This is a genomic window from Streptomyces coeruleofuscus (assembly GCF_039532725.1).
Taxonomy (GTDB): domain Bacteria; phylum Actinomycetota; class Actinomycetes; order Streptomycetales; family Streptomycetaceae; genus Streptomyces; species Streptomyces coeruleofuscus.
The window spans coordinates 14,038-32,647 of sequence record NZ_BAAASE010000016.1; the positions used below are offsets into that span (position 1 = coordinate 14,038).

An 18,610-nucleotide genomic window follows, 5' to 3' on the forward strand; every position below is an offset into this window, starting at 1 on the left:
TCCGCCTCACCACGTAGGACACGGTCTTATGAAGCGGATTTCGGCGGGCTATCGGCCGCCTGTGCTGGTCGGACTCAGAGTCGGAGCACGCCGTCGTGCTTCAAAGCCGTTCCGGGAGCTCAGCATGTTGAGTTACCGTCACTCCGAATAGGGCACCCTGAGCTTGGCCCAGGACTTTGCTCCCGGCCAGCCGTCCGCGTCCGCACCCTGGTACCCGAGCTTCCGCTGCCACCTGGCGTAGGAGTCACGGTGGTGCGTCGTCCACCGACGTCCACTGAGAGGGTGGGCCGAGGGTGGGCCGGCCGGACCAAATTCGGTGCATCCCTCTTCGGCCAGGCGCATCGCCATCATCCTGATGATCGGGCTACTCGGCTCGCTTTTGAACCACTCGGAACCTGGAAAGGGAACGTAGCCGTCTTCTGTACTCATGCTTGCATGTTAGGCGTATCCACCGTTGCCAGCATGTTCACGCTTTTGCGACTAGGTAAGTTCATGCGATTGGCGGATGTCTGATCCAACTCGGCCGACAAGATGGGCTACTGGTACGGCGCAACCCCGGTTCCACAGATCGCACTTGCAGCACCTCCCGCGAAGATTCCCATGCCCTTCGAGAAGGCCTTCCGGTATTCCCCATCTCCGATGGCCTGCATCATTTCCAATCCGTCTTGGACGTCATTGACGCGGCCGTACCACTTGCCGACCTCGTCCAAGCTGAGCAACCCGCTCGGGTCGGTTCGGTTGACGGGGTCGCCACCGGCGTAGAGGTAGGTGCTGTTCTCCTGCTCCGACGGGCCGAGCTGGGTGAAACGGCCGAGGGACAGGTCGTAGTAGCGCGAGCATGTCGTGGTTGTCCGGCTGTCGACGGCTCAGACCATGCTACGAACGTATTGCCCGCAACTACCTGGCTCGGCCCCGCCGCCGCATCTGCTGCTACAAACGAGTTGTCCGCCTCACCACGTAGGACACGGTCTAAGAACCCCTAACGAAATGATCTGGGAGGTGGTTGGATCACCATCTGTGTCGGCGAAGCAGGGGAAGGCCAGAGGGGCTGGTCCGGGGAGGGGCTGGGCGTGACATCACTGACGTTTCCGGTGGGGGGCTGGAAGACGCGCACTGTCGCCATACCTCGACCGCTCGGGAAGCCAGCGTTGTTGAGGTTGAGGTCGCGGGGGCCGATCACCACTTACTTCGCGAAACCCTGGATCGACACGGCGCAGGAGCGGTCGTCGTTTGCCAGCCTCTTCCAGACGTGGGGACGATCGTGGCATCCGTTCGTGCTGCCCGGCAGGTATACGCACTTGGAGGTGTGCAAGGTGAGGGGGAACGGCGTGGCTCGCTGGCAACTCGACAGGATGCGGTCTGAGGATGTGCCCCCTCTGCGGACCACCGTCGCAGGTCACGGCACCGAACTCTTCAGCTGGGAGGGAGAGCATCTGGAGATGCGGTACGAGTACGCTGCCCGTTCAGGTGGCCTGCGGTTCACGCATCATGCGTTCGACACCGGTGAATCACTCGAGATGGACAGGACGGGAACCCAGAGAGGGACAGTTCGCATGGTTGGCCCCGGCTACCTGTGGGTTCATTCCGCACCGGCAAGCGATTGGACACTCCAGTCCGTCTGAGACGGCTGCGCACAGTCTCAAGGCGTCGCCAGCAGATGAGTGCGCCTCCGAGGGCGAGGAACGCTTCGTGGATGTCGTCACGGATCTCCAACGAATGCGCAGGCGGCGGAACCAGTGCAGATGGGCGAATGCGCGCTCCACGACCCAACGTTGGGTACCCAGGCCGGAGCCGTGCTCGGTGGCGCGGCGGGCTATCACCGGCTTCACGCCGAGGCCCACACCAGGCGGTGGTACTTATCGTGATCGTAGCCACGGTCCGCCAGCACCACATCCGGGCGGCGCCGGGGCCGACAGCGCTAGCCCCGCACGAGCGGCACGGCTTGGAGCAGTGGGATCAGCTGGGTGACATCGTTGCGGTTACCTACGCTCAGGATGACGGCAAGCGGGATCCCGGAGGCGTGATCAGGTGATGCTTGCTGCCCGTCCTGCCTCGATCAACGGGGCTTCGTCCGGTCTTGGATCCCCCGTTAACGCCCGGATGTGGGAGCCGTCGACCACAGCCCGGGAGAAGTCCAGGGCGTTCGCGCTGCGCAGTTGCGTCATCATCACCAGGCTGACCGGCAGCTGGACCGCGACCAGGTGGTGGCGGTGTCCGCCCGCGGCTTCTGCGGCCAGGGCGAGCAGCTGCGCCACCGTGAACGCTTCAGGGTCCGGGTGGTGGGTAGTTGCACATGCCGTAGCGGCATGTGGTGTCGTCGAGGGCACCACAGCACGAAAGGCCCTGTCTGCGATGTACCCCTTCGTCACTCCTCCCCGCGAGGTCAAGATCGGCGATGCCGCCGCCTTCGCCGGAACCACCCCGCGCGCCATTCGTCACTACCACCAGATCGGTCTGCTGCCGGAGCCCGAGCGAGGCGGAGACGGACGCCGCCGCTACGGCTACGACGACATGATCCGCCTGCTGTGGATCCGCAAGATGTCCGAGGCCGGCATCAGCCTGGACGACATGCGGGCCGCGTTCGACGAAGCCCGGGACGTTGAGGACGTCCTGGGCCGGCTGGAGGAGACCCTGGCCGCCCAGGAGGCCGACATCAAGCGTCAGCGCGCCGCAGTCGAGCGCCTGCGAGCCGTGGGCAGCCCACTGGGCCTGCTTTCCTCGTTGGTCACGGACCGGCTCAGCCACCTGCCCTCTGGCGCACTGCGCCCCTCCGACCTGGACGCCCTGCTGGTCACGGAACGGATCTTCGGGCCGCTGGGAGCCGCGATTCAGGCCAGTGTGTTCATCACCCTGGCGACCCATCCCGGCCTACGGGCCGAGGCAGACCGCCTCGACGCGGCCGACGCCGCCCTCGATGACACCGTCGACCCCCACGACCCGCAGGTCGAGGAACTCGCCGCGCAGCACTGCGCCCACCACAAGGCCCTGGAGCAGGCCATGGAAGCGGCCGGAATGGACGAGGCCGAGGAGAAGCTCTTCGAGATCGACGAGGCCGACCTGACGGGCGACGAGGAGGACACCCAGATGAGTGCCTTCAAAGCGATAACCAAGATGCCCTATGGCTTCTCCGCGGCCCGGACGCGGTGCATTGAACTCACGGGCCGCCTACTTTACGGGGACCTCTCTGCAGGCAGCTGATCGCTGGTGTGGCCGTGCGTGAGAATCCCGGATTGGCCACCGACACGAAGCCAGGGTCTCGACGTCTCGACACGGCCGGCACACTCCACGAGCAGGAAACCCAAGCCGACGACCCGGGCCACGCTCCTTGAAACTCCCCACTTCGTTGAAACCAGAGCGAGTGATGCGAGGAGCATCCCTGGCCGTTTTCAAGGCTCTGTCCGCCGTTCCGTGAATCCCCAGGTCGCGGAGTGAGCGAGGGATCGTTTCGGCAGAGTATGGCCCGGCATGGCCAGCAAGACGGTCGAAGCCGTGCTGTTTCCCGGGATCGATGTGCAAGTGGGACGCGTCAGCGACTCCTCCGACGTCCTCATCGTGGAGTTCGGGCGTTCGCCGACCTGGCCCGTCACCAGCGCGGATACCTGCTGCTGGAGTGGATCCGGCAGGCCGAGCAGGACGCACCGCGCTGGTGCGGGATTTGTGCGGGTGCGCGGACACCTTTGCAAGGTGTGAGTCCGAGAACCGCGTCACCGCCCGCCAGGCTGCTACAGCCGAGCCACAATTGATCCCAGGTGCAGGTATCAGCGAGCAGGTGCTCGGGAACGCTCGTGCAAGGGAGCCGCCGCCGGAACACGGAAGGATCGCGGGTGCTCGGATGCGGCTTGAGCTCGTCCCGACTGGTCAGCGTTGGCGCTCGACTGGTACCGGCTCGGTATCCGGCCCGAGGGTGGAGTGTGCATCCTTGAAGTGGTCGTACGCCACCTGTGCCGCTGCGAGGACCGCGTCGTAGATCTGGTCCATGTGCGGACCGGCGCAGACGGTCGAGGACCAGTGGTGGTGGTAGAAGAGGTTGCTCCTGCTGGGGCGTTCGCCGATCACCTCGGCGAAGTTCCAGCCCGCGAGACGTGCGGCGTTCTTCCAGGTGGCCTCGCCGACCGTCCAGTTGGGCGCGAGCGTTGCGTTCGCCATTTCGATGCTGATCGAGCTCTGGTTGCCGGCCGTGTTGCCGACGGCCCAGGCGTACTCGTTCACCTTGACGTACTGAGCGACGGCGCCGGCGGCGTCCACGTCGAAGTGGGCCGAAGCCGGACGTACCTTCCAGACGTCGAGTATGCCTTGGTGCGAAAGCCGGCCAGCGTTGTGGTGCAGCGTGACCGACGTCTTCCTGTACGAAATGTGGGTGACGTGGCCCGTCGCGCTGAGCTCGTCGATGAAGTTCGCGACGGGACAGTCGTAAGGGATGGTGGCGGTCGCTTGGGGACCGGCCTCCGCATCATCCTCGGCAAAGCCGACGAAGTCGCTCTCCGGAAGGTCGTCAAGGTTGTCGGTGCCGGGTCCATCGCCGGTGTCGGGCCTCTCGATGGCCGCCTTCACGTCCTCGTCGTCGACGTTCTTCTCGGGCATGACGCCGTCCTTTCAGTTGCGAACTTCGCGTGACAGATGGTCCGGGGGCCGGACGAGGAGGAGACGCGGCACGATGGCCATGAGCCGGGTCAGGTACGGCCCATCAGGCGTCGGCCTGCTCCGTGAAGTGCTCCGGCGTACTCCGGCCCTTCCACGGCAGAGGCCAGGAGGTTGGCGGCGAGTACGTCGATGCCGCGCGCCGTATCCGCGAACTGGCCCACGGGTAGCAGACGGCGGTCGAGCGGGACGGCGTCGTCGGTGACCACCTCGGTGACCAACGAACCGTCGTTGGTGAAGGCGTGGTCGATGAGCGTGAGGCCGGGGCGGTAGGTGCTGACCTTGATCATGGAGATCGGCTCGTCCCCGGTGATGGTTCGCACATGCCCATGCATGCGAGTCTCCTCTCGGGCATGGCCGGAGTCGACGAACGCAAGTCTGGTTGAAATACAGACTTCTGAGAGGCCGTTCAGGGCGTCTGATTCCAGGTTCGCCCCATGTGCAAACCCTGTCAATTTCGGTCGGGGCGTGCGTCCCCGCGCTGCGCCTCCGGCCGTGCACCACCCACTTCAGCGGGTCCGATGGCGGCCGCCCTGGCCATCTCGGCGAGGTGTTGGCTCCCGCTTTGACTTGAGCCCTACCCCATGGCACGCCGCGGCCTCGGGGGCGCCGTAGGAGATCCCGTTCGACAAGCGGATCGAGGGCTACAGCAAGGTCGTCCTCCCCCCCACAAGTGACACCGCTCCCGGTCGTCCTACCCACGACCGAGCAGCACACGTACAGCACCGGCGCCGCGGCCTGGGTCGACCGGGGTGACCATGACCATGAGTGGCAGTCCGCGGGTGTCGACGACCATGTGGCGCTTGCGGCCGTTGATCTTCTTGCCTGCGTCATAGCCGCGAGTGGCCTTGGAGACGGTCTCGGCGCCTTCACTCCCAGGGAGTCGATCACGAAGGCCTCACACGCCCTGCGTACCTCGTGCGCCTGGTCCCACTCCGCTCCGCACTCCCCCTCTGGCGTGCGCCAGTGACGCACGAGCGCCTCGGCCCCATCGGCGACGTCGCTCGGGGTAGCGAAGACGCGGTGGAACGGGGTGACGGGTGCTTCGAGGAGCACGTCACTGATGCTGGGTCGAGTTTGGCGTAGCCCCAGCCGGTCTCCTCCTCCCACGCGAGCCGGACACCTCCTCGGGCGCCAGTGCGGCTGACGTCCCAGACCAGGGAGCCCCAACCGAAGGCGTGCATGATCGCGGGTCAGGAGTAGTCGCCGCGTTCACCCCGGTGCAGGATGTCGCGTTCCCGGCCGGACGGGGTGTCCAATGAGTCCTCGTGGTCGATGACAATGGTGTCGTCGGCCTGTTGAGCTCGTACCTGGGAGCCGTAGGCGTCTGTCGCCTTCACCAGGAGAGCGTCCTGGTGGGCGGCGGGCCAGCTCTGAATCAGGTACGACTCGACGACTTCGTCCGCCGTCGTCTGGCAGCAGCAGCTCACCGCCACCACCGGGGGTTTCGCCCTGCGGATAGCTGGTGCACCGACATCCACTGGCCTTATACGTGATGCTGCCCGGCGAAGAATTCGGCGAGGGAGGAGGCGAGCGCTTCCGGGGCCTCTTCGGCGACGTGGTGTCCGGAGTCGATGCCGTGGCCGCGTACGTCAGAAGCCCATGACTGCCAGATCTTCAATGGATCCCCGTACAGGTCCTCGAGGTCGTCTCGCAGGGACCAGAGGATCAGTGCCGGGCACTGGATCCGTGCCCCGGCGGCGCGGTCGTCCTCCTCGTGCCGGCGGTCGATGGTGAGGCCCGCCCGGTAGTCCTCCAGCATTGCCCGCACCACGTCGGGATTTCGCGTGGCCGCACGCCACTCGTCGTAGTTGTCCTGGCCCATAGCCCGGGGGTCGCCTCGGTACCAGCTGTCCGGGTCGGCGTTGATGACGCGCTCGGGGATGTCCGGCTGGGCGAAGAAGAACCAGTGCCACCACTGTGTAGCGAACTCGGTCGTGATGCGGGACAGGTGCTCGGTGATAGGCAGACAGTCCATCAGCGCCACCCGCGAGACCGCCTCTGGGTGATCGAGGGCGAGGCGCAGCGCGACATAGCCTCCGCGATCGTGGCCGGCAAGCGCGAACCGGCCATGGCCGAGGGAACGCACCACCTGCACCACGTCGCCGGCGACGGCCCGCTTGGAGTATCCCGCGTGATCTGCGGTAGGTGCCGGTCCTATGGAGCGCCCGTACCCGCGAAGATCGGGACAGATGACGGTGAAACCCCGCTGGACGAGAAGCGGGGCGACGCGATGCCAGGTGGCAGAGGTGCGGGGGTGGCCATGCAGCAGCACTACCGGCGGCCCTTCCCCGCCATGGCGAACAAAGATCGATCCCTCATCGACCCCAACCCACGTTGTTTCGAAACCCTCGAACAAGGCCCGAACCTCCCGCCCTCTCACACACGCCCGTGCCGCCGATCGGCCTACACCGACGAGCGCTCAACCGGCCCAGCCTTCCTCCTGCCCCCACGTGCCCCGTAGATTCAAAGGGATCCGAGGCTGTCTCCGAGGCCACCCGCGGTTTCGACGCGGAGAAAAGATCAACGGACGCAAGAGACACATCACGGTCGCCACTCTCGGACTGCCGGTGATGATCACGATGACACCCGCCGACACCGCCGACCGCGACGCCCCCCAGAGGATAGAAGCGCAGTTTGCTGCCCGCTGCCCCCGCAGCCGGCCGAACGCCTCACCGCCTTGGCGACACCATTGACCGCAACGCAGGCGCGGCTCTGCACCACTGACCGCGGACGGCCCCTCGAAACCACCCGTCACTGCATGGCCGACTGCGCGGCCTGCTCAGTCCTCGTGCCGTCTGCCTGGACTGAGCAAGCGTACGGACCGCTGATCTCGCCGCCTGGTTGTACCACATTCATCGGATTGTCCAGGGGCGGCAGTTGGAGTTGTATCGGAGGCGCGCCGCCTGCCGCCGCGACGTCCGGTGACCACCCGGTCGACGCTGACGGCCGCCGCCGACGCCTGGCGCGCGGGGCATGCCGAGCCCGGGCGGCGTCCACGTCCGCACGAGTCAAGGGGGAACACATCCATGCGAAGCAGACTCGGAGCCACAGCCGTGGCCGTCACCGCCTGTATGTGCGCGGCGGCGCTGCTGGCGCCAACGGGGGCACAGGCTGCACCGCACGACCCGCACCGCGAGCACCACGGGAAGAAGCCGGGCACCCGGCACACTGTCCGCCTCAGCCAAGGCGCCGACGGCGCGTCGGACGCCCCGTCGCTCAGCGCCGACGGCCGCTACGCGGTCTTCACGTCGTCGGCCGCCAACCTGGTCCCCGATGACACGAACGGCGCCCCGGACGTCTTCCTGCGGGACCTGAGGACCGGCCGCACCCAGCGTGTCAGCACCGACGCCGCCGGAGGCCAGTCCGGGCTCGGCGGCACCGAGGGAGCCATCAGCGCGAACGGACGGTACGTGGTCTTCGTGTCGGCCTCGACCGACCTGATTCCGGGCGAAGTCCACGACAAGCAGTCGGTCTACTGGCGCGACCTGCGGACCGGGGAAGTGAGGTACGTCGGCAACGACCTCGGCAATTACCTGACGTGGGCGCTGCACGCGTCCGTCAGCGCCGACGGTCGGTATGTCGCGTTCGCCGTGAGCGAGACGGTCCCCCGACCGGGCGCGTCGGTCGCCGTACGCGACATGCGCACCGGGGAGCTGACGAAGCACCCGTTCGCCCTGCACCGGGCCACCAGGCCGCTGCTCAGCGACGACGGCAGCGTCATGGTGTACACGAACAGCAGCTACTGGCCGTACGACAATCCGGCCTCCGACGTCAAGGTGGCCGACCCGCTCGGCGGGACCCAGCGGTCGCTGCACACCACGCCCGACGGCGCCCGTGGCAACGGCAGGGCGTCCCAGGCCGGCATCAGCGGCAACGGCCGCTACGCCTCCTTCACCTCGACGTCCACCGACCTCGGCCCCGAGGACACCAACGGCGACGGTTCCAACGTCTTCGTCCGCGACCTGCGCACCGACGCCCTGCGCATCGTCGAGGCACCCGACCCCGCCCTGTCGACCGCCGACGGGGCGCTGAGCCGCGACGGCCGGTACCTGCTCTTCCGGGCGTTCGCGGGCACGTCGGACCCGGGCACCTGGTACCTGCGCGACCTGCGCAACGGCCGCACCAAGGTGGCGATCACCGACGCGGCCGGCACCCCGGTCCAGGCCGACACCGGGGACCGGCCGCTCGACGCCCGGGCCCGGACGGTGGCCTTCTCCTCCACGGCAGACAACCTGGCGCCGGGCCCGCGCAGCCCGAAAGCGGACGCCTATGTGCGACGGCTGCGCTGAACTTGTTCTTTACGGTCCGGCCGAACCTTGAAGTCTGGCCGTATTGAAGCTCGTCCCCGACGTCATGCGCTCACGGGACTCCTGGCCGCGCTCGTCGTATCCAGTCGGGTGCGGCGCAGTCGACCTCCTATTGGCTGCTCCTTGTGGCGCGGCTGCTGACAGCGCTCGTCCAGGCGTTGTTCGGGGCCGTGATGGGTTCGGTCGCGGTGGGCCTGTTCGCGCCAGAGTTCCGCGGGCGTGTGGTCGGGGCACTGTCCTTCGCTGGTTCGCTGGCCTTTGCTTGGTGTTCCTGCCGGAACCTGATTGGGCCACCGGAGCGACTGGCGGGAGCCCGTCGCCATGCTGGCGGCTCTGGGGCTTGGCTCTCTGGTGACGATCGCCGTTCTGCTGCCGACCGTGCGTCCGGAGGAAGAGCCCGCCGCCTACGGAACCAGCCCCGACGTCCGCCGGTTCGTGACGGTGCTTGTGGCCGGGACTCTGTCTGCCACCGGCGCGTTCACGGGATACACCTACATGCCGCCTCACCCCCGGCACCCGCGCGGACTTACTACTCCTCGATGCCCCAAGTCATGTCCACACGACCTGCCGGCCGGGCAGGTCCAGCAGCGCAACGTGCGCGAGTTCTGATCAAGCGGCCCCCGCCCGCCACCGCTGCTCGGTGCCTGCACCCGCCGACTCCAGCGACAGCCCGTCCCCAGCGCCGCCGTCCGGGGTGAGGGCCGTACGGAAGGCGATGGCGGGGCGGATCAGCCCGTCATCGTCCACCACGAACATCAGGTTCCGGCCGTTGCGGCCGTCCACCGAGTCGCAACTCCAGATCCCGACGCCCCGGTGCGTCGCTCCCCGGCTGTCCAGGCAGAAGTCGGGATCGGCGGCCGACTGGAGCACACTGCGGTCGTCATCGACGCGCCAGCGCTGGGTGCGCGATGAGGAGCAGGGGGCCGTGATCACATCGGTGCCGTTGGAGAAGTCGCCGCTCACGTCCAGGCACAGGCCCGACGCGACGTTCACGACCTGCGCGAACGAGCCGGAGAGCGGGCGTGTGGAGGAGGGCGGCGGCTTCGGGCTCGCCGACTTCGTCGGTGACGGACTCCTTGTCGGGGAGGGCGACTTCGAGGTCCGCGACGGTGAGGGTGACGGTGAGGGCGAGGCCGACGACGGTGTCGCCGACACAGTGGCCGTCACCGTCACCGCCACCGGCGGCGTACTCACCCGAGCGTTCACCGGGCCCACCGGGTCATGCGACGGCGATCGGCCCTGCGCCATCAGGAACACCGCCACCGGCAGCAAGGCAACCCCCAGCACCGCCGACACCAGCACGGTGCGCCGGCGATCCGGTGCCCCTTCCCCCTCCTCCAGATCCCGCCCGGACCCGGCAGGGCCGGGCCCGCTCCGCCACACGGCGGTACCACCGGCCCCCCGCTCGCCCGGGTCACCCGCCGCGTACGCCGTGCCGCCCCACGGCAGCAGCCCCTCCGCCAGCGCCGTGCGCGGTGCGTCCCGCAGGGCCGACAGCTCCTCGTACGCCATCGTGCAGTGCGGACAACGCACCATATGGGCGTGCAGATCGGCGCTGTCGCGGGGGCTGTCGGGCCGTATGGACTCCTCGATGAGGCGGCCGAAGTCGGGGCAGTCCGGGTCCTCGGAGGCGGTGAGGCGGGTGCGCAGGCAGGCACGGGCCAGCTGCTGCAGCGCCGCGTCTGTGCCGTAGGTGACGTCCTCCCGGGTCAGGCCGAGGAGGGTTGCCGTGTTTTCCGTGGGCTCCCGCTCCACGATCCCGTACCAGATCAGGCCCTGAGTTCGGGACGGCAGGGACTGAAACGCCGTGAGCATGGAGGGCAGGGGGCCGGAGGGGCCGGCCGTGTTCAGGACGAGCAACAGCCCCGCGTCCAGGCCGGCCGCCCTCCCGTCCTCTGCCCAGGACGCGGCCGACCGGGCGACCAGCAGGAGGAGTTGGTGGCGCCAGGGCAGTCCCGAGTCGATTCCGCGGGCGGTCTGACGGGCCGCCAGCGTGAACGCCTGGGCCGCCAGCTGCCGTGCCGTGGACTCGTTGGGAGTGCACAGCCTGGCGTAGGCGAGGACGTGCGGATGATGACGGGCGCGCAGTTCCTGGAGCGCCGGATACGCCGTGACCGTATCAGCGCGCAGCAGCTCGGTGAGCCGCGCGTCGGACGCGCCCTCGTGGATCCCGTGACCGGGCTCCGCACCGCCACGATCCTTGTCGTCGTCGGCACGAGCCATCCCGCCGCCTCCTTGCAAGCTTGTGACCCGCGCGCAGACCTGACCTACCGGCGGGTATGACGGCTCATAGTGGAGCAATGGAGGTCATGGGGAAAGGGTTTCTGCGGGTAACTCATGAGTCGGCGGCAAGAAGGACTCGATGACACAGAGGCCCTTCCCCTGCGGGACGCCTGTCTGCGGTTGCCGGGAGTGGTAGGCGTCCCAAGCGCCTGCTGTCGAGAGAACACAAGGAAAAGCACCACGAGCAGCTCGTCGGGCAGAAACTAGACGGTCGCCGATCCGGGCGGCCACGGCAGCCGACGACCCGCCATTCGTTACACCGGCGGCTCGCGCCTCCCTCGACGAGGTCGAGCGGTGCGGGGAGGGGGTGCTCTGCTGGCGACTGGCCTGCCCTACCAGTCGGCGGTCAGGGACTGGTGTCTTACCTGCATTTCCTTCGGCCCATTGGGCACAGCGACTCCGAACGAGGGCAAGGCGGGGCTGGTGTGGGAGGTGGCTGCGAGTGTCGTCCGCCGCGCAGCCGGTCATCGCGGCCGGAGGCCGGTACGTACCGGGCCGGTTCAGTACCCAGGCAGGGATGGCCAGGGCCCGCGGGGTCGGGCAGGGAGGCCCTGCCCGACCCCGCCGCCGATCTTCACCGGGGTCCCGTTCTCCTTACCCGCATAGAACCTGCAAGGAGGCAGGACATTCGAACGGCATGGCGTCGAAGCGATAGTCGGATGAGTCGTTGATCATGACTCCGCCGGCTTGCACCCATGGCACGGCTCATCACCTGGTTGCAGGTCACGAACCGCGCCTCGCTGATGCCGGACCTGACGGAAGGCCAGGTAGTGATGGGGTTCCTCTTGATGGGCAGGGTTATTGCCGGAGTCGGGGATGAATGGAGTGCTGCGGGCCTTCCCGGTGGTGCCGAGAGCACGCTACGACGGATCCGGTGGAGCGTTCCCGCCGCTTGCCGCGGCGTGTCAGGGGCTGGAGGGCGGAGCCGGCGGCGTCGGCACCTGGCCGGTGCTCTGATACTGCTTGACCACCTGCCGCATCTTCTTGTGGTCCGCCTTCGTGTACTGCCGCAGAGGAGCTGTGATCGCCCTGAACTCCAGATGGCCCTGGGCAAGCGCACGCACCACGCCTTCGACCAGCAGCACGGCGATGGCGATCGACACCAGGAAGAAGGAGCCTTCCGCCAGCTCCGCATCCTCGGGGTGAGCAGCGGACCCAGCCCAGCGCAGGATCTTGATCTGCTGCATGCCGAGGACGATGACCATGCCGGTCCAGATGACGCCGGCCGTGTAGACGGCCAGTTCTTTGTGCGGGAGACCGATCCTTTCTATGGCCGGCTCGTAGGCATCCGTCAGGTCCCGCTCCTCGGGAGCCTGCCCGTCCCTGAGGGCCTGCAGCACGCGGTGCTGCGCCTCGGCCTTTCGCCGGGCGTCTTCGTTCAGCTTCTGCCCCAGCAGCCGCATGAGCGTGTAGGTCTGGATGGTCCCCACGGCGAAGATCGCGACGATCAAAGTGGTCAGCAGGGCTGCGTAGTCGTCACTCATAGCCCACTTCATGGATCCCCCCGGATCTTGCTCGGCGTGACGGGAACCTACTATCGCAGCGCCATACCGTGCTGCCCGTTCACGGTGTTCGTGGACGGCCCGGGTGTGTGGCTGAGGATCCTGCGCGAACAGCCTCCCGCCGAGTACAGGGCACTGCTCCAGGCGCCCCAGCAGGAGCAACAGCCAGCCTGAGGACGAAACGCAAAATGGTCCGCACCTCTGCGGCATGCGCTGGGAGTACGGGCCGTCGTCGTGTTTACTGCTGGTCATGCCGTTGTTGCTGCTGGACCTCGACAACACCCTTGTCGACCGCGATGCAGCCTTCCGCACCGCCGTCGTCGACTTCCTCGCCGAACACAGCCTGCCCGCCTCCGACCTCACGTGGGTGATGGCTATCGATGCCAGCGGCTATACGGCGCGTCACGAAGTCGCCGAAGCTCTGACCGACCGGTACGGGGGCGTGGTGCCAACTACCACCATCCGTGCCCTTCTCGATACCGGCGCCGCCGATCGCGTCGTGCTGGCGCCGTCCTCCCGCGCAACGCTGGCCAAGGCACAGGCGGACGGCTGTACTTGCGTCATCGTCACCAATGGGCGCACGGTCCAGCAGGAAGCGAAGATCCGTAACACAGGACTCGACCAGCTCGTCCAGGGCTGGGTCATCTCCGAAGGCGTCGGCCACAAGAAGCCGGAACCGGAGATCTTCCAGGCGGCAGCTGCCACCGTCAGCCTGCCCCTGCAGGGCGCGTGGGTCATCGGCGATTCACCGCACGCTGACATCGCGGGCGCCCACACGCTCGGGCTTCGGAGCGTATGGGTGACGGACGGACGCGCCTGGACCCAGGCCTCCTACCGGCCCACCCATGTGGCTGACGACGTCGCTTCCGCGATCAACCACGCCATCACGGCATCGGGATAAGGCGCCGCAAACCTGCTGTGGGAGACCCCCAGACGGCCCACCATGTCGTGGGTCGGACCAGGGAAGGTGATCTCGGGGCAGGGTGTCTCAGCTGCGTCGCAGGGACGCACGGGGCCGTCGAGCCGGTCGCGCTCCCCCGTCGGCGGTGCGCACCCGGTGCGGCACTCTCCCCGTTCTGGTGCCCACGATGCAGTGGATTCCCGCATGGGCGTGCGCGTCGTCGTGCCGGGGTGCGCACCGCACCCCGTACCGGTTCACGCAGTCGAAGGACTCAAGAGCGGGTGTGGGTGGGAGAGTTCGCCCCCCGGTGCTGGGCATGGGTGGGGATCTTGGTGATGCCAGGGCGCAAGGGGGAGGCTAGCGAGATGCCGCGAGTACGTCCCGGAGCACGTTCTCGAGCGTGACGCGGGCCAGCTCGCGTCTCAGGGTCTCCTCGATGCCCTCGTAGATGCTCTGCATCGCCGGCTGGATGCCGTGACCCACCACGCATCCCTGGTCCGGGGTGGTGCGGTGCATTGCGAACAGCGGGCCGGGTTCCACTGCCTCGTACACGTCGAGCAGGGTCATCGACTCCAGCTCGCGTGCCAGCGACCAGCCCGCGCCCACGCCCCGCCGGGACTCCACGAGCCCGGCCCTGCGCAGCTCGCCGAGCAGCCGTCTGATGACCACTGGGTTGGTGTTCGCGCTGGCCGCGATCTGCTCGGAGGTGGCGACCTCATGGCCCTGGCGCTGGTAGAGGCCGATCCAGGCCAGCGCGTGGGCGGCGATGGTCAGCCTGCTGTTGGCGCTCATGGACTCCTCCTCTCAGCCGCAACGCTTCATGTTACGACAGCTCAGTCGTAACAGCGAATGTTGCAACAGCCTGTCGTAACAATTAACGTTGCGACTGCCGGGAAGGGTCAATCAACGAGGTGAGAAGAATGAGCAAGCCACTCACGGGCAAGGTCGCCCTGGTCACCGGGGGGTCGCGCGGACTGGGAGCCGCGACCGTACGGCTGCTGGCCGAGCAGGGCGCCGACGTCGCCTTCACCTACGTCAGCTCCGAGAAGCAGGCGCAGACCGTCGTCGACGAAGTACACGGCAAGGGAGCCAAGGCCGTCGCCTTCCAGTCCGACCAGGCGGACACGAGCCGGGCGCCGGCGCTGATCGACGACGTGGTCGCGCACTTCGGCGGCCTGGACATCCTCGTCAACAACGCGGCGATCTCCGTGGCCGGCACGGTGGACGACCCGGACGCCGACACCGCCGCACTGGACCGGATGCACGCCACCAACTACCTCGGCGTCATCGCCGTCATCCGGGCCGCCTCCCGAGTGCTGCGCACGGGCGGCCGCATCATCACGGTGAGTTCCGGACTGGGCTCCCGGGTCGGCGCCCCCGGCCTTGCCGACTACTCGGCGACCAAGTCCGGGATCGAGAGGTACACCATGGGCGTCGCACGCGACCTCGGGCCCCGGAACATCACGGCCAACGTCGTGGAGGCCGGGCTGATGGAGGGCGGCATGCAGCCGCCGGACACCGAGACCCTCAACGCCCTGGTCAGCTCGCTGTCCCTGCAACGCATGGGGCACCCCGACGAAATCGCCGCGGCGATCGCCTTCCTGGCGAGCCCCGCCGCGTCGTACGTCACGGGCGCGGTGCTGGACGCCCACGGCGGCTACAACGCCTGAGTCCGTACCCCTGCCGCACGCCCCGAAGGACATCGCGCCTTCGGGACGCGCACCGCCGACGACCCGCGACAGGCGGACGGCTCGAAGGCTGTGCGCGGTGAGCTGCGACGCCGCTGCATCCAGGCACTGATGTTCTGCGCTTCGTTTGCGCCTTCGAGTTGGCGGAGGCTCACTGAGCAGCACAACTCCAACGCCGGGCCCCGGGCTGCTTCTCTCCCCGTGCCATCAGCTTTGGTCTCGTGACCGTGCCGATCAACGTCCAGAGCGCCACCGAGGACCACTCGGTCAGATTCCACCAGTACCACCTGGAGGACATGGGTCGGGTGCGGGTCAGGAAGATCGGCAAGAGCCACCAGCTGACCAAGGAGCAAGTGATCCCCATCAGCGGCGACGAGCTGCGCGACCTGCTGCTGCCGACGGCCAAGGCGATCGAAATCGAAGTGTTCGTCCCGCGGAGTCCGTCGATCCGATCCGCATCGGCGAGGGCTCCTACCTCTAGCTGCTTCAGGTGCCGGAAGCTAAGCCGGGCCAGATCGTCGACCTGATGGCCACGCTGACCGAGTCCGTGCAGAAGGCCAGGGCCTCCCGCGGCGAGGACGCCTACGTGCACGAGCTGTCGCAGAAGAAAGCCGCGAAGAAGCAGCCGGCCGAGAAGACCGCCCCGGGGTACGGCCTTCGAAGGCGTTCGAGGCAGCGGTCGCAGACCCATCACCGGGTCCGGCTGGTCAGGTCTCCGGGCGTAAGCCCGTGGGGCGGCGGCCGTACTCCTGAGAGCATCCGGCCGCCGCCCCCTCCCTCCTGCGACCGGGTACTACTCGACGGTCCAGCCGACGCTGCCGACACCCGTGCTGTACCAGGCACAGGTGGCAGAGGACTGGCCCCACTGGCCCGGGTTCAGGGTCACCCAGTCACCGGAGACGTCGAGGGCTTGGCCGCAGACGACCTCGGCGCGGAACCGGACGGTGCGGTCGCTGTTGTTGGTGCAGCTGGCGATGCCCCGGTCCGTGTCGACACCGTGGACCGCGCCACGGCAGTCGACCGAGCCCGCGGCCGACGCCGGGGCGGCCATGGCGCCGACGGACAGGGCCACCGCCGAGACGGTGGTGGCCAGACCTGCGGCGAACATCTTCTTACTGCGGATCACTTTCGTTCCCCCGAGAGGTTGCGGTTTGCATGTGCTGACCTCAGTGAAGGGCACGGGGGCAGCCCCGGGCACCTGACGTCTGTCAGGGTGCCCGGCCCAGAAGGGTCTGTTGTTGGGATCAGGTCGGCTGAAAGGAACTGCGCCTTCCAGCCATCCCGCGACCTGTTTCTTGCAGACGTTGTGGTTGCCGGGCAATGGCCGGCCGACGGCGACGACGAGCCGGGTGTCGGCGACCCGACTCGCGGCGCCCACCTGAACCCGACACGCCCCTCATCGTGCCGCGCTTCCTTCTTTCACTCGGCGCGCGCCGCCGGAGGAGGACCTCTCCAGCGCGTACGGCCCGCCGCGTCGCACCGCTGATGAAGGGTGCGCCGGTATCAACTGGTGGAGTTCCTCGGCCGGGTCTCCCGCGCACTCCGGAACTTGGCCGACTCGGCTGACCACGCGGCGACGATGGTGCGGTTAAGCGGACGCGGCACGGCGAAGCGGAACCGGCACAGCCAGGCGGGCCAGCAGACTAGCTCTGCGCGCGAGCGGAGGTGAGCCGCCCCCACCGGGCGCCCCTCGCGGGTGCTCAGGGGCGGGCGCCGGGCTTGTTGACGACGCCCCAGGCGGCGCGAGCGCTGACGATCTCCCCGTCGTTCCGGGTCTCCCCGAGGTAGGCGTAGCTCTCGGGATCGAAGAAGAGCTCCTGTTTGCCCTGCCAGCCCGCGGCCGTCTTCTCGGCGTAGGTCACGCTCACGCCGATCGCCGCACGGCCGAGCGGGTCTTTCACGCCGGTCGCCACCCGGGCGCCGGGGGTCTTCGCGAGAGCCCGGAACAGGCCCGCCTGAACGTTCGGCGGGATCAGCACCGACCGGTACATGACGTCGATCTCCCGCCAGTCGCGCTGTGCGCGCGTCTCCCCCTTGATGGAGCCGATGGCGTGCTCCTCGCGGATGCGCTTCATCATGCGGTCAGGGTCGCTCGGCAGGGTGGCGAGGAAGCGGTAGAACTGCCGCTGGGAGCGGTCGTCGTAGCCCTCCTTCTTCCACTTCTCCTCCTGGTTGGGGCCGTACCAGACCTGGAGCTCGTCCGGGTCGAAGTCCGAGATGTCACCGGCCGGGGGGATGCCGGGCAGATTTGCGTGCCCGGTGCCGTCCCAGCGGGTCCACTCCTCTCTGCTTTGCGGCTTGCCCTGGACGAACTCGGTGCTCTTCTCGTACACCCACTGCTTCGGGCCGGGTTCGGTGCCGTCGTGCTTCTCGACGGTCGCGGCGGCCAGTTCGAGGGCATCGGCGGAAGCGCCTGCCGACAGCACCTGGGGGCCCTTCCTCGCGGCGGCGCGGGTGCTGTCCTCGGGCAGGGTCGCGACGATCCCGGCGGTCACGGCGAGGGCCCCTGCGGTGGCGGCGCCGACCAGGATCATCCGGCACCTGGGAAGGGCGGCGCGTTGAGGGCGGATCTCCTGCCGGAACGCCGCGGTGAGCCGGGCCCGCGGCGCGGCGAGCCGGTCGGCGTCGGGAAGGGGTGCGTCGGCGCGCAGGCCGCGGAACTCGGAGAGCTCGTTCATGCGGGGTCACCTTCGTGTATGCGAGCTTCGATGAGTGGGCCGCCGGCCGCGCCGGTCGCGGTGCGCAGCTTCCGGCGGGCGCGGTTGAGGCGGGAGCGGACGGTGCCGACGGGAATGTCGAGGGCTTCGGCGATCTCCTGGTAGCCGAGGTCGGCCCAGGCGAAGAGCAGCAGGACGTGCCGGTCGCCCGCGGAGAGACGGGCCAGCGCCCCGGCCAGTGGGCGGGCGGCGGCCTCGGCAGCGATGCGGTCGTCGGCGGAGTCGGTCCAGCTGTCGGCGACCGGGTCGAGGCCGGTGCGGGCGAGCAGCTTCAGCGCCCTGACCTCCTCCCGGCGGTGCCGGCCGATCTGCTTGGCGGCAATGCCGTACAGCCAGGGCCGGACGCCCGCGCGGGCCGGGTCGAACCGGGCCCGTATCCGAAAGGCCGTCAGGAACGTCTCGGCGGTGACGTCGTCGGCCGCGTCCAGGCCGAGCCGTCGGGCGACGTACTGGTGGATCGCCGGGGCGTGACGGTCGAAGAGCGCCGCGAAACGCTCGGGTTCCTCGAGTGAGGCCGCGATGAGCTCGGCGTCGCCGCCGGCCAGGTCGGTCATGGACAGTCCGTCCGTCG

General features: G+C 68.3%; 19 protein-coding genes and 5 pseudogenes. 10 read left to right on the forward strand and 14 right to left on the reverse strand.

What is annotated here, in order from left to right; all coding sequences use genetic code 11:
* Positions 1 to 138: 138 nt before the first annotated feature.
* Both ABFX81_RS39205 and ABFX81_RS39210 read right to left on the reverse strand, forming a co-directional pair.
* A complete protein-coding gene (locus ABFX81_RS39205) occupies positions 139 to 429 on the reverse strand; it encodes a peptidoglycan-binding protein (RefSeq protein ID WP_279345107.1) in 291 nt (96 codons plus the stop codon).
* Between the two features lie 107 nt (positions 430 to 536).
* A complete protein-coding gene (locus ABFX81_RS39210; protein WP_086855686.1) occupies positions 537 to 821 on the reverse strand; it encodes an RHS repeat-associated core domain-containing protein in 285 nt (94 codons plus the stop codon).
* Between the two features lie 14 nt (positions 822 to 835).
* Between ABFX81_RS39210 and ABFX81_RS39215 the strand changes: the two are divergent.
* Both ABFX81_RS39215 and ABFX81_RS39220 read left to right on the forward strand, forming a co-directional pair.
* Positions 836 to 961, forward strand: a pseudogene (locus ABFX81_RS39215) (IS5/IS1182 family transposase); the annotation flags it as partial.
* A gap of 109 nt (positions 962 to 1,070) precedes the next feature.
* A complete protein-coding gene (locus tag ABFX81_RS39220) occupies positions 1,071 to 1,622 on the forward strand; it encodes a hypothetical protein (protein ID WP_346139485.1) in 552 nt (183 codons plus the stop codon).
* Between the two features lie 13 nt (positions 1,623 to 1,635).
* Here the strand turns inward: ABFX81_RS39220 and ABFX81_RS39225 are convergent.
* Positions 1,636 to 2,171, reverse strand: a pseudogene (locus tag ABFX81_RS39225) (IS5 family transposase); the annotation flags it as partial.
* A gap of 181 nt (positions 2,172 to 2,352) precedes the next feature.
* On the opposite strand from ABFX81_RS39225, the gene ABFX81_RS39230 reads away from it, so the two are divergent.
* Positions 2,353 to 3,198 carry a MerR family DNA-binding transcriptional regulator gene (locus ABFX81_RS39230; protein ID WP_086854957.1) on the forward strand — a complete coding sequence of 282 codons (846 nt, stop codon included), beginning with the start codon at positions 2,353 to 2,355 and terminating at the stop codon, positions 3,196 to 3,198.
* A 267-nt stretch (positions 3,199 to 3,465) separates the two neighbouring features.
* The gene (locus ABFX81_RS39235; RefSeq protein ID WP_346139417.1) at positions 3,466 to 3,690 is read left to right on the forward strand and encodes a hypothetical protein; all 225 of its coding nucleotides are present in this window, start codon (positions 3,466 to 3,468) and stop codon (positions 3,688 to 3,690) included.
* 168 nt (positions 3,691 to 3,858) lie between these two features.
* Here the strand turns inward: ABFX81_RS39235 and ABFX81_RS39240 are convergent, their stop codons facing one another.
* The 5 genes and pseudogenes from ABFX81_RS39240 to ABFX81_RS39260 all read right to left on the reverse strand — a co-directional run bounded on the left by ABFX81_RS39240 (position 3,859) and on the right by ABFX81_RS39260 (position 6,997).
* Positions 3,859 to 4,581 (reverse strand): N-acetylmuramoyl-L-alanine amidase, encoded by a 723-nt coding sequence (locus tag ABFX81_RS39240; protein WP_086854958.1) that lies wholly within the window; start codon positions 4,579 to 4,581, stop codon positions 3,859 to 3,861.
* An 89-nt stretch (positions 4,582 to 4,670) separates the two neighbouring features.
* Positions 4,671 to 4,973: a hypothetical protein gene (locus ABFX81_RS39245; RefSeq protein ID WP_086854959.1), complete on the reverse strand. Its 303-nt coding sequence runs from the start codon at positions 4,971 to 4,973 to the stop codon at positions 4,671 to 4,673.
* A 374-nt stretch (positions 4,974 to 5,347) separates the two neighbouring features.
* A pseudogene (locus ABFX81_RS42315) lies at positions 5,348 to 5,485 on the reverse strand (transposase); the annotation flags it as partial.
* Between the two features lie 346 nt (positions 5,486 to 5,831).
* Entirely contained in the window at positions 5,832 to 6,077 is a 246-nt protein-coding gene (locus ABFX81_RS39255; RefSeq protein WP_346139418.1) for a hypothetical protein, read from the reverse strand.
* A gap of 47 nt (positions 6,078 to 6,124) precedes the next feature.
* Complete coding sequence (locus tag ABFX81_RS39260) at positions 6,125 to 6,997, reverse strand: alpha/beta fold hydrolase (RefSeq protein ID WP_086854961.1); 873 nt, start codon at positions 6,995 to 6,997, stop codon at positions 6,125 to 6,127.
* Between the two features lie 670 nt (positions 6,998 to 7,667).
* Here ABFX81_RS39260 and ABFX81_RS39270 point away from each other — a divergent pair.
* Both ABFX81_RS39270 and ABFX81_RS39275 read left to right on the forward strand, forming a co-directional pair.
* Complete coding sequence (locus ABFX81_RS39270; protein WP_346139420.1) at positions 7,668 to 8,930, forward strand: TolB family protein; 1,263 nt, start codon at positions 7,668 to 7,670, stop codon at positions 8,928 to 8,930.
* 48 nt (positions 8,931 to 8,978) lie between these two features.
* Positions 8,979 to 9,446, forward strand: a pseudogene (locus ABFX81_RS39275) (MFS transporter); the annotation flags it as partial.
* Positions 9,447 to 9,557: 111 nt separating this feature from the next.
* Here ABFX81_RS39275 and ABFX81_RS39280 read toward each other — a convergent pair.
* Together ABFX81_RS39280 and ABFX81_RS39285 are read right to left on the reverse strand one after the other, a co-directional pair.
* Positions 9,558 to 11,171 (reverse strand): ricin-type beta-trefoil lectin domain protein, encoded by a 1,614-nt coding sequence (locus ABFX81_RS39280; protein WP_346139421.1) that lies wholly within the window; start codon positions 11,169 to 11,171, stop codon positions 9,558 to 9,560.
* Between the two features lie 965 nt (positions 11,172 to 12,136).
* On the reverse strand, positions 12,137 to 12,715 hold the full coding sequence (locus tag ABFX81_RS39285) for a hypothetical protein (protein ID WP_086855622.1): 579 nt from the start codon (positions 12,713 to 12,715) through the stop codon (positions 12,137 to 12,139).
* A gap of 36 nt (positions 12,716 to 12,751) precedes the next feature.
* On the opposite strand from ABFX81_RS39285, the gene ABFX81_RS39290 reads away from it, so the two are divergent.
* Together ABFX81_RS39290 and ABFX81_RS39295 are read left to right on the forward strand one after the other, a co-directional pair.
* Positions 12,752 to 12,907 carry a hypothetical protein gene (locus ABFX81_RS39290; RefSeq protein ID WP_346139422.1) on the forward strand — a complete coding sequence of 52 codons (156 nt, stop codon included), beginning with the start codon at positions 12,752 to 12,754 and terminating at the stop codon, positions 12,905 to 12,907.
* A 34-nt stretch (positions 12,908 to 12,941) separates the two neighbouring features.
* A complete protein-coding gene (locus tag ABFX81_RS39295) occupies positions 12,942 to 13,634 on the forward strand; it encodes an HAD family hydrolase (protein ID WP_346139423.1) in 693 nt (230 codons plus the stop codon).
* A 357-nt stretch (positions 13,635 to 13,991) separates the two neighbouring features.
* On the opposite strand, the gene ABFX81_RS39300 is transcribed toward ABFX81_RS39295, so the two are convergent.
* On the reverse strand, positions 13,992 to 14,426 hold the full coding sequence (locus ABFX81_RS39300) for an Rrf2 family transcriptional regulator (RefSeq protein WP_086855621.1): 435 nt from the start codon (positions 14,424 to 14,426) through the stop codon (positions 13,992 to 13,994).
* A gap of 128 nt (positions 14,427 to 14,554) precedes the next feature.
* Between ABFX81_RS39300 and ABFX81_RS39305 the strand changes: the two genes are divergently transcribed.
* Positions 14,555 to 15,304 carry an SDR family NAD(P)-dependent oxidoreductase gene (locus ABFX81_RS39305; RefSeq protein ID WP_346139424.1) on the forward strand — a complete coding sequence of 250 codons (750 nt, stop codon included), beginning with the start codon at positions 14,555 to 14,557 and terminating at the stop codon, positions 15,302 to 15,304.
* 224 nt (positions 15,305 to 15,528) lie between these two features.
* A pseudogene (locus ABFX81_RS39310) lies at positions 15,529 to 15,800 on the forward strand (Ku protein); the annotation flags it as partial.
* Positions 15,801 to 16,115: 315 nt separating this feature from the next.
* Here ABFX81_RS39310 and ABFX81_RS39315 read toward each other — a convergent pair.
* From ABFX81_RS39315 to ABFX81_RS39325, 3 genes are all read right to left on the reverse strand, one after another.
* Positions 16,116 to 16,448: a hypothetical protein gene (locus ABFX81_RS39315; protein WP_346139426.1), complete on the reverse strand. Its 333-nt coding sequence runs from the start codon at positions 16,446 to 16,448 to the stop codon at positions 16,116 to 16,118.
* A 574-nt stretch (positions 16,449 to 17,022) separates the two neighbouring features.
* Complete coding sequence (locus tag ABFX81_RS39320; RefSeq protein WP_086855157.1) at positions 17,023 to 18,000, reverse strand: CU044_5270 family protein; 978 nt, start codon at positions 17,998 to 18,000, stop codon at positions 17,023 to 17,025.
* Entirely contained in the window at positions 17,997 to 18,593 is a 597-nt protein-coding gene (locus tag ABFX81_RS39325; RefSeq protein WP_346139427.1) for an RNA polymerase sigma factor, read from the reverse strand. Before ABFX81_RS39325 ends, ABFX81_RS39320 begins: the two co-directional genes overlap by 4 nt.
* Between the last annotated feature and the right edge of the window lie 17 nt (positions 18,594 to 18,610).

Coding starts and splice junctions, on each gene's coding strand:
- ABFX81_RS39205 (WP_279345107.1), bottom strand. CDS start 429: ATGAGTACAGAAGACGGCTACGTTCCCTTTCCAGGTTCCGAGTGGTTC.
- ABFX81_RS39230 (WP_086854957.1), top strand. CDS start 2,353: ATGTACCCCTTCGTCACTCCTCCCCGCGAGGTCAAGATCGGCGATGCC.
- ABFX81_RS39235 (WP_346139417.1), top strand. CDS start 3,466: ATGGCCAGCAAGACGGTCGAAGCCGTGCTGTTTCCCGGGATCGATGTG.
- ABFX81_RS39240 (WP_086854958.1), bottom strand. CDS start 4,581: ATGCCCGAGAAGAACGTCGACGACGAGGACGTGAAGGCGGCCATCGAG.
- ABFX81_RS39245 (WP_086854959.1), bottom strand. CDS start 4,973: ATGCATGGGCATGTGCGAACCATCACCGGGGACGAGCCGATCTCCATG.
- ABFX81_RS39270 (WP_346139420.1), top strand. CDS start 7,668: ATGCGAAGCAGACTCGGAGCCACAGCCGTGGCCGTCACCGCCTGTATG.
- ABFX81_RS39280 (WP_346139421.1), bottom strand. CDS start 11,171: ATGGCTCGTGCCGACGACGACAAGGATCGTGGCGGTGCGGAGCCCGGT.
- ABFX81_RS39285 (WP_086855622.1), bottom strand. CDS start 12,715: ATGAGTGACGACTACGCAGCCCTGCTGACCACTTTGATCGTCGCGATC.
- ABFX81_RS39295 (WP_346139423.1), top strand. CDS start 12,942: ATGCGCTGGGAGTACGGGCCGTCGTCGTGTTTACTGCTGGTCATGCCG.
- ABFX81_RS39300 (WP_086855621.1), bottom strand. CDS start 14,426: ATGAGCGCCAACAGCAGGCTGACCATCGCCGCCCACGCGCTGGCCTGG.
- ABFX81_RS39305 (WP_346139424.1), top strand. CDS start 14,555: ATGAGCAAGCCACTCACGGGCAAGGTCGCCCTGGTCACCGGGGGGTCG.
- ABFX81_RS39320 (WP_086855157.1), bottom strand. CDS start 18,000: ATGAACGAGCTCTCCGAGTTCCGCGGCCTGCGCGCCGACGCACCCCTT.
- ABFX81_RS39325 (WP_346139427.1), bottom strand. CDS start 18,593: ATGACCGACCTGGCCGGCGGCGACGCCGAGCTCATCGCGGCCTCACTC.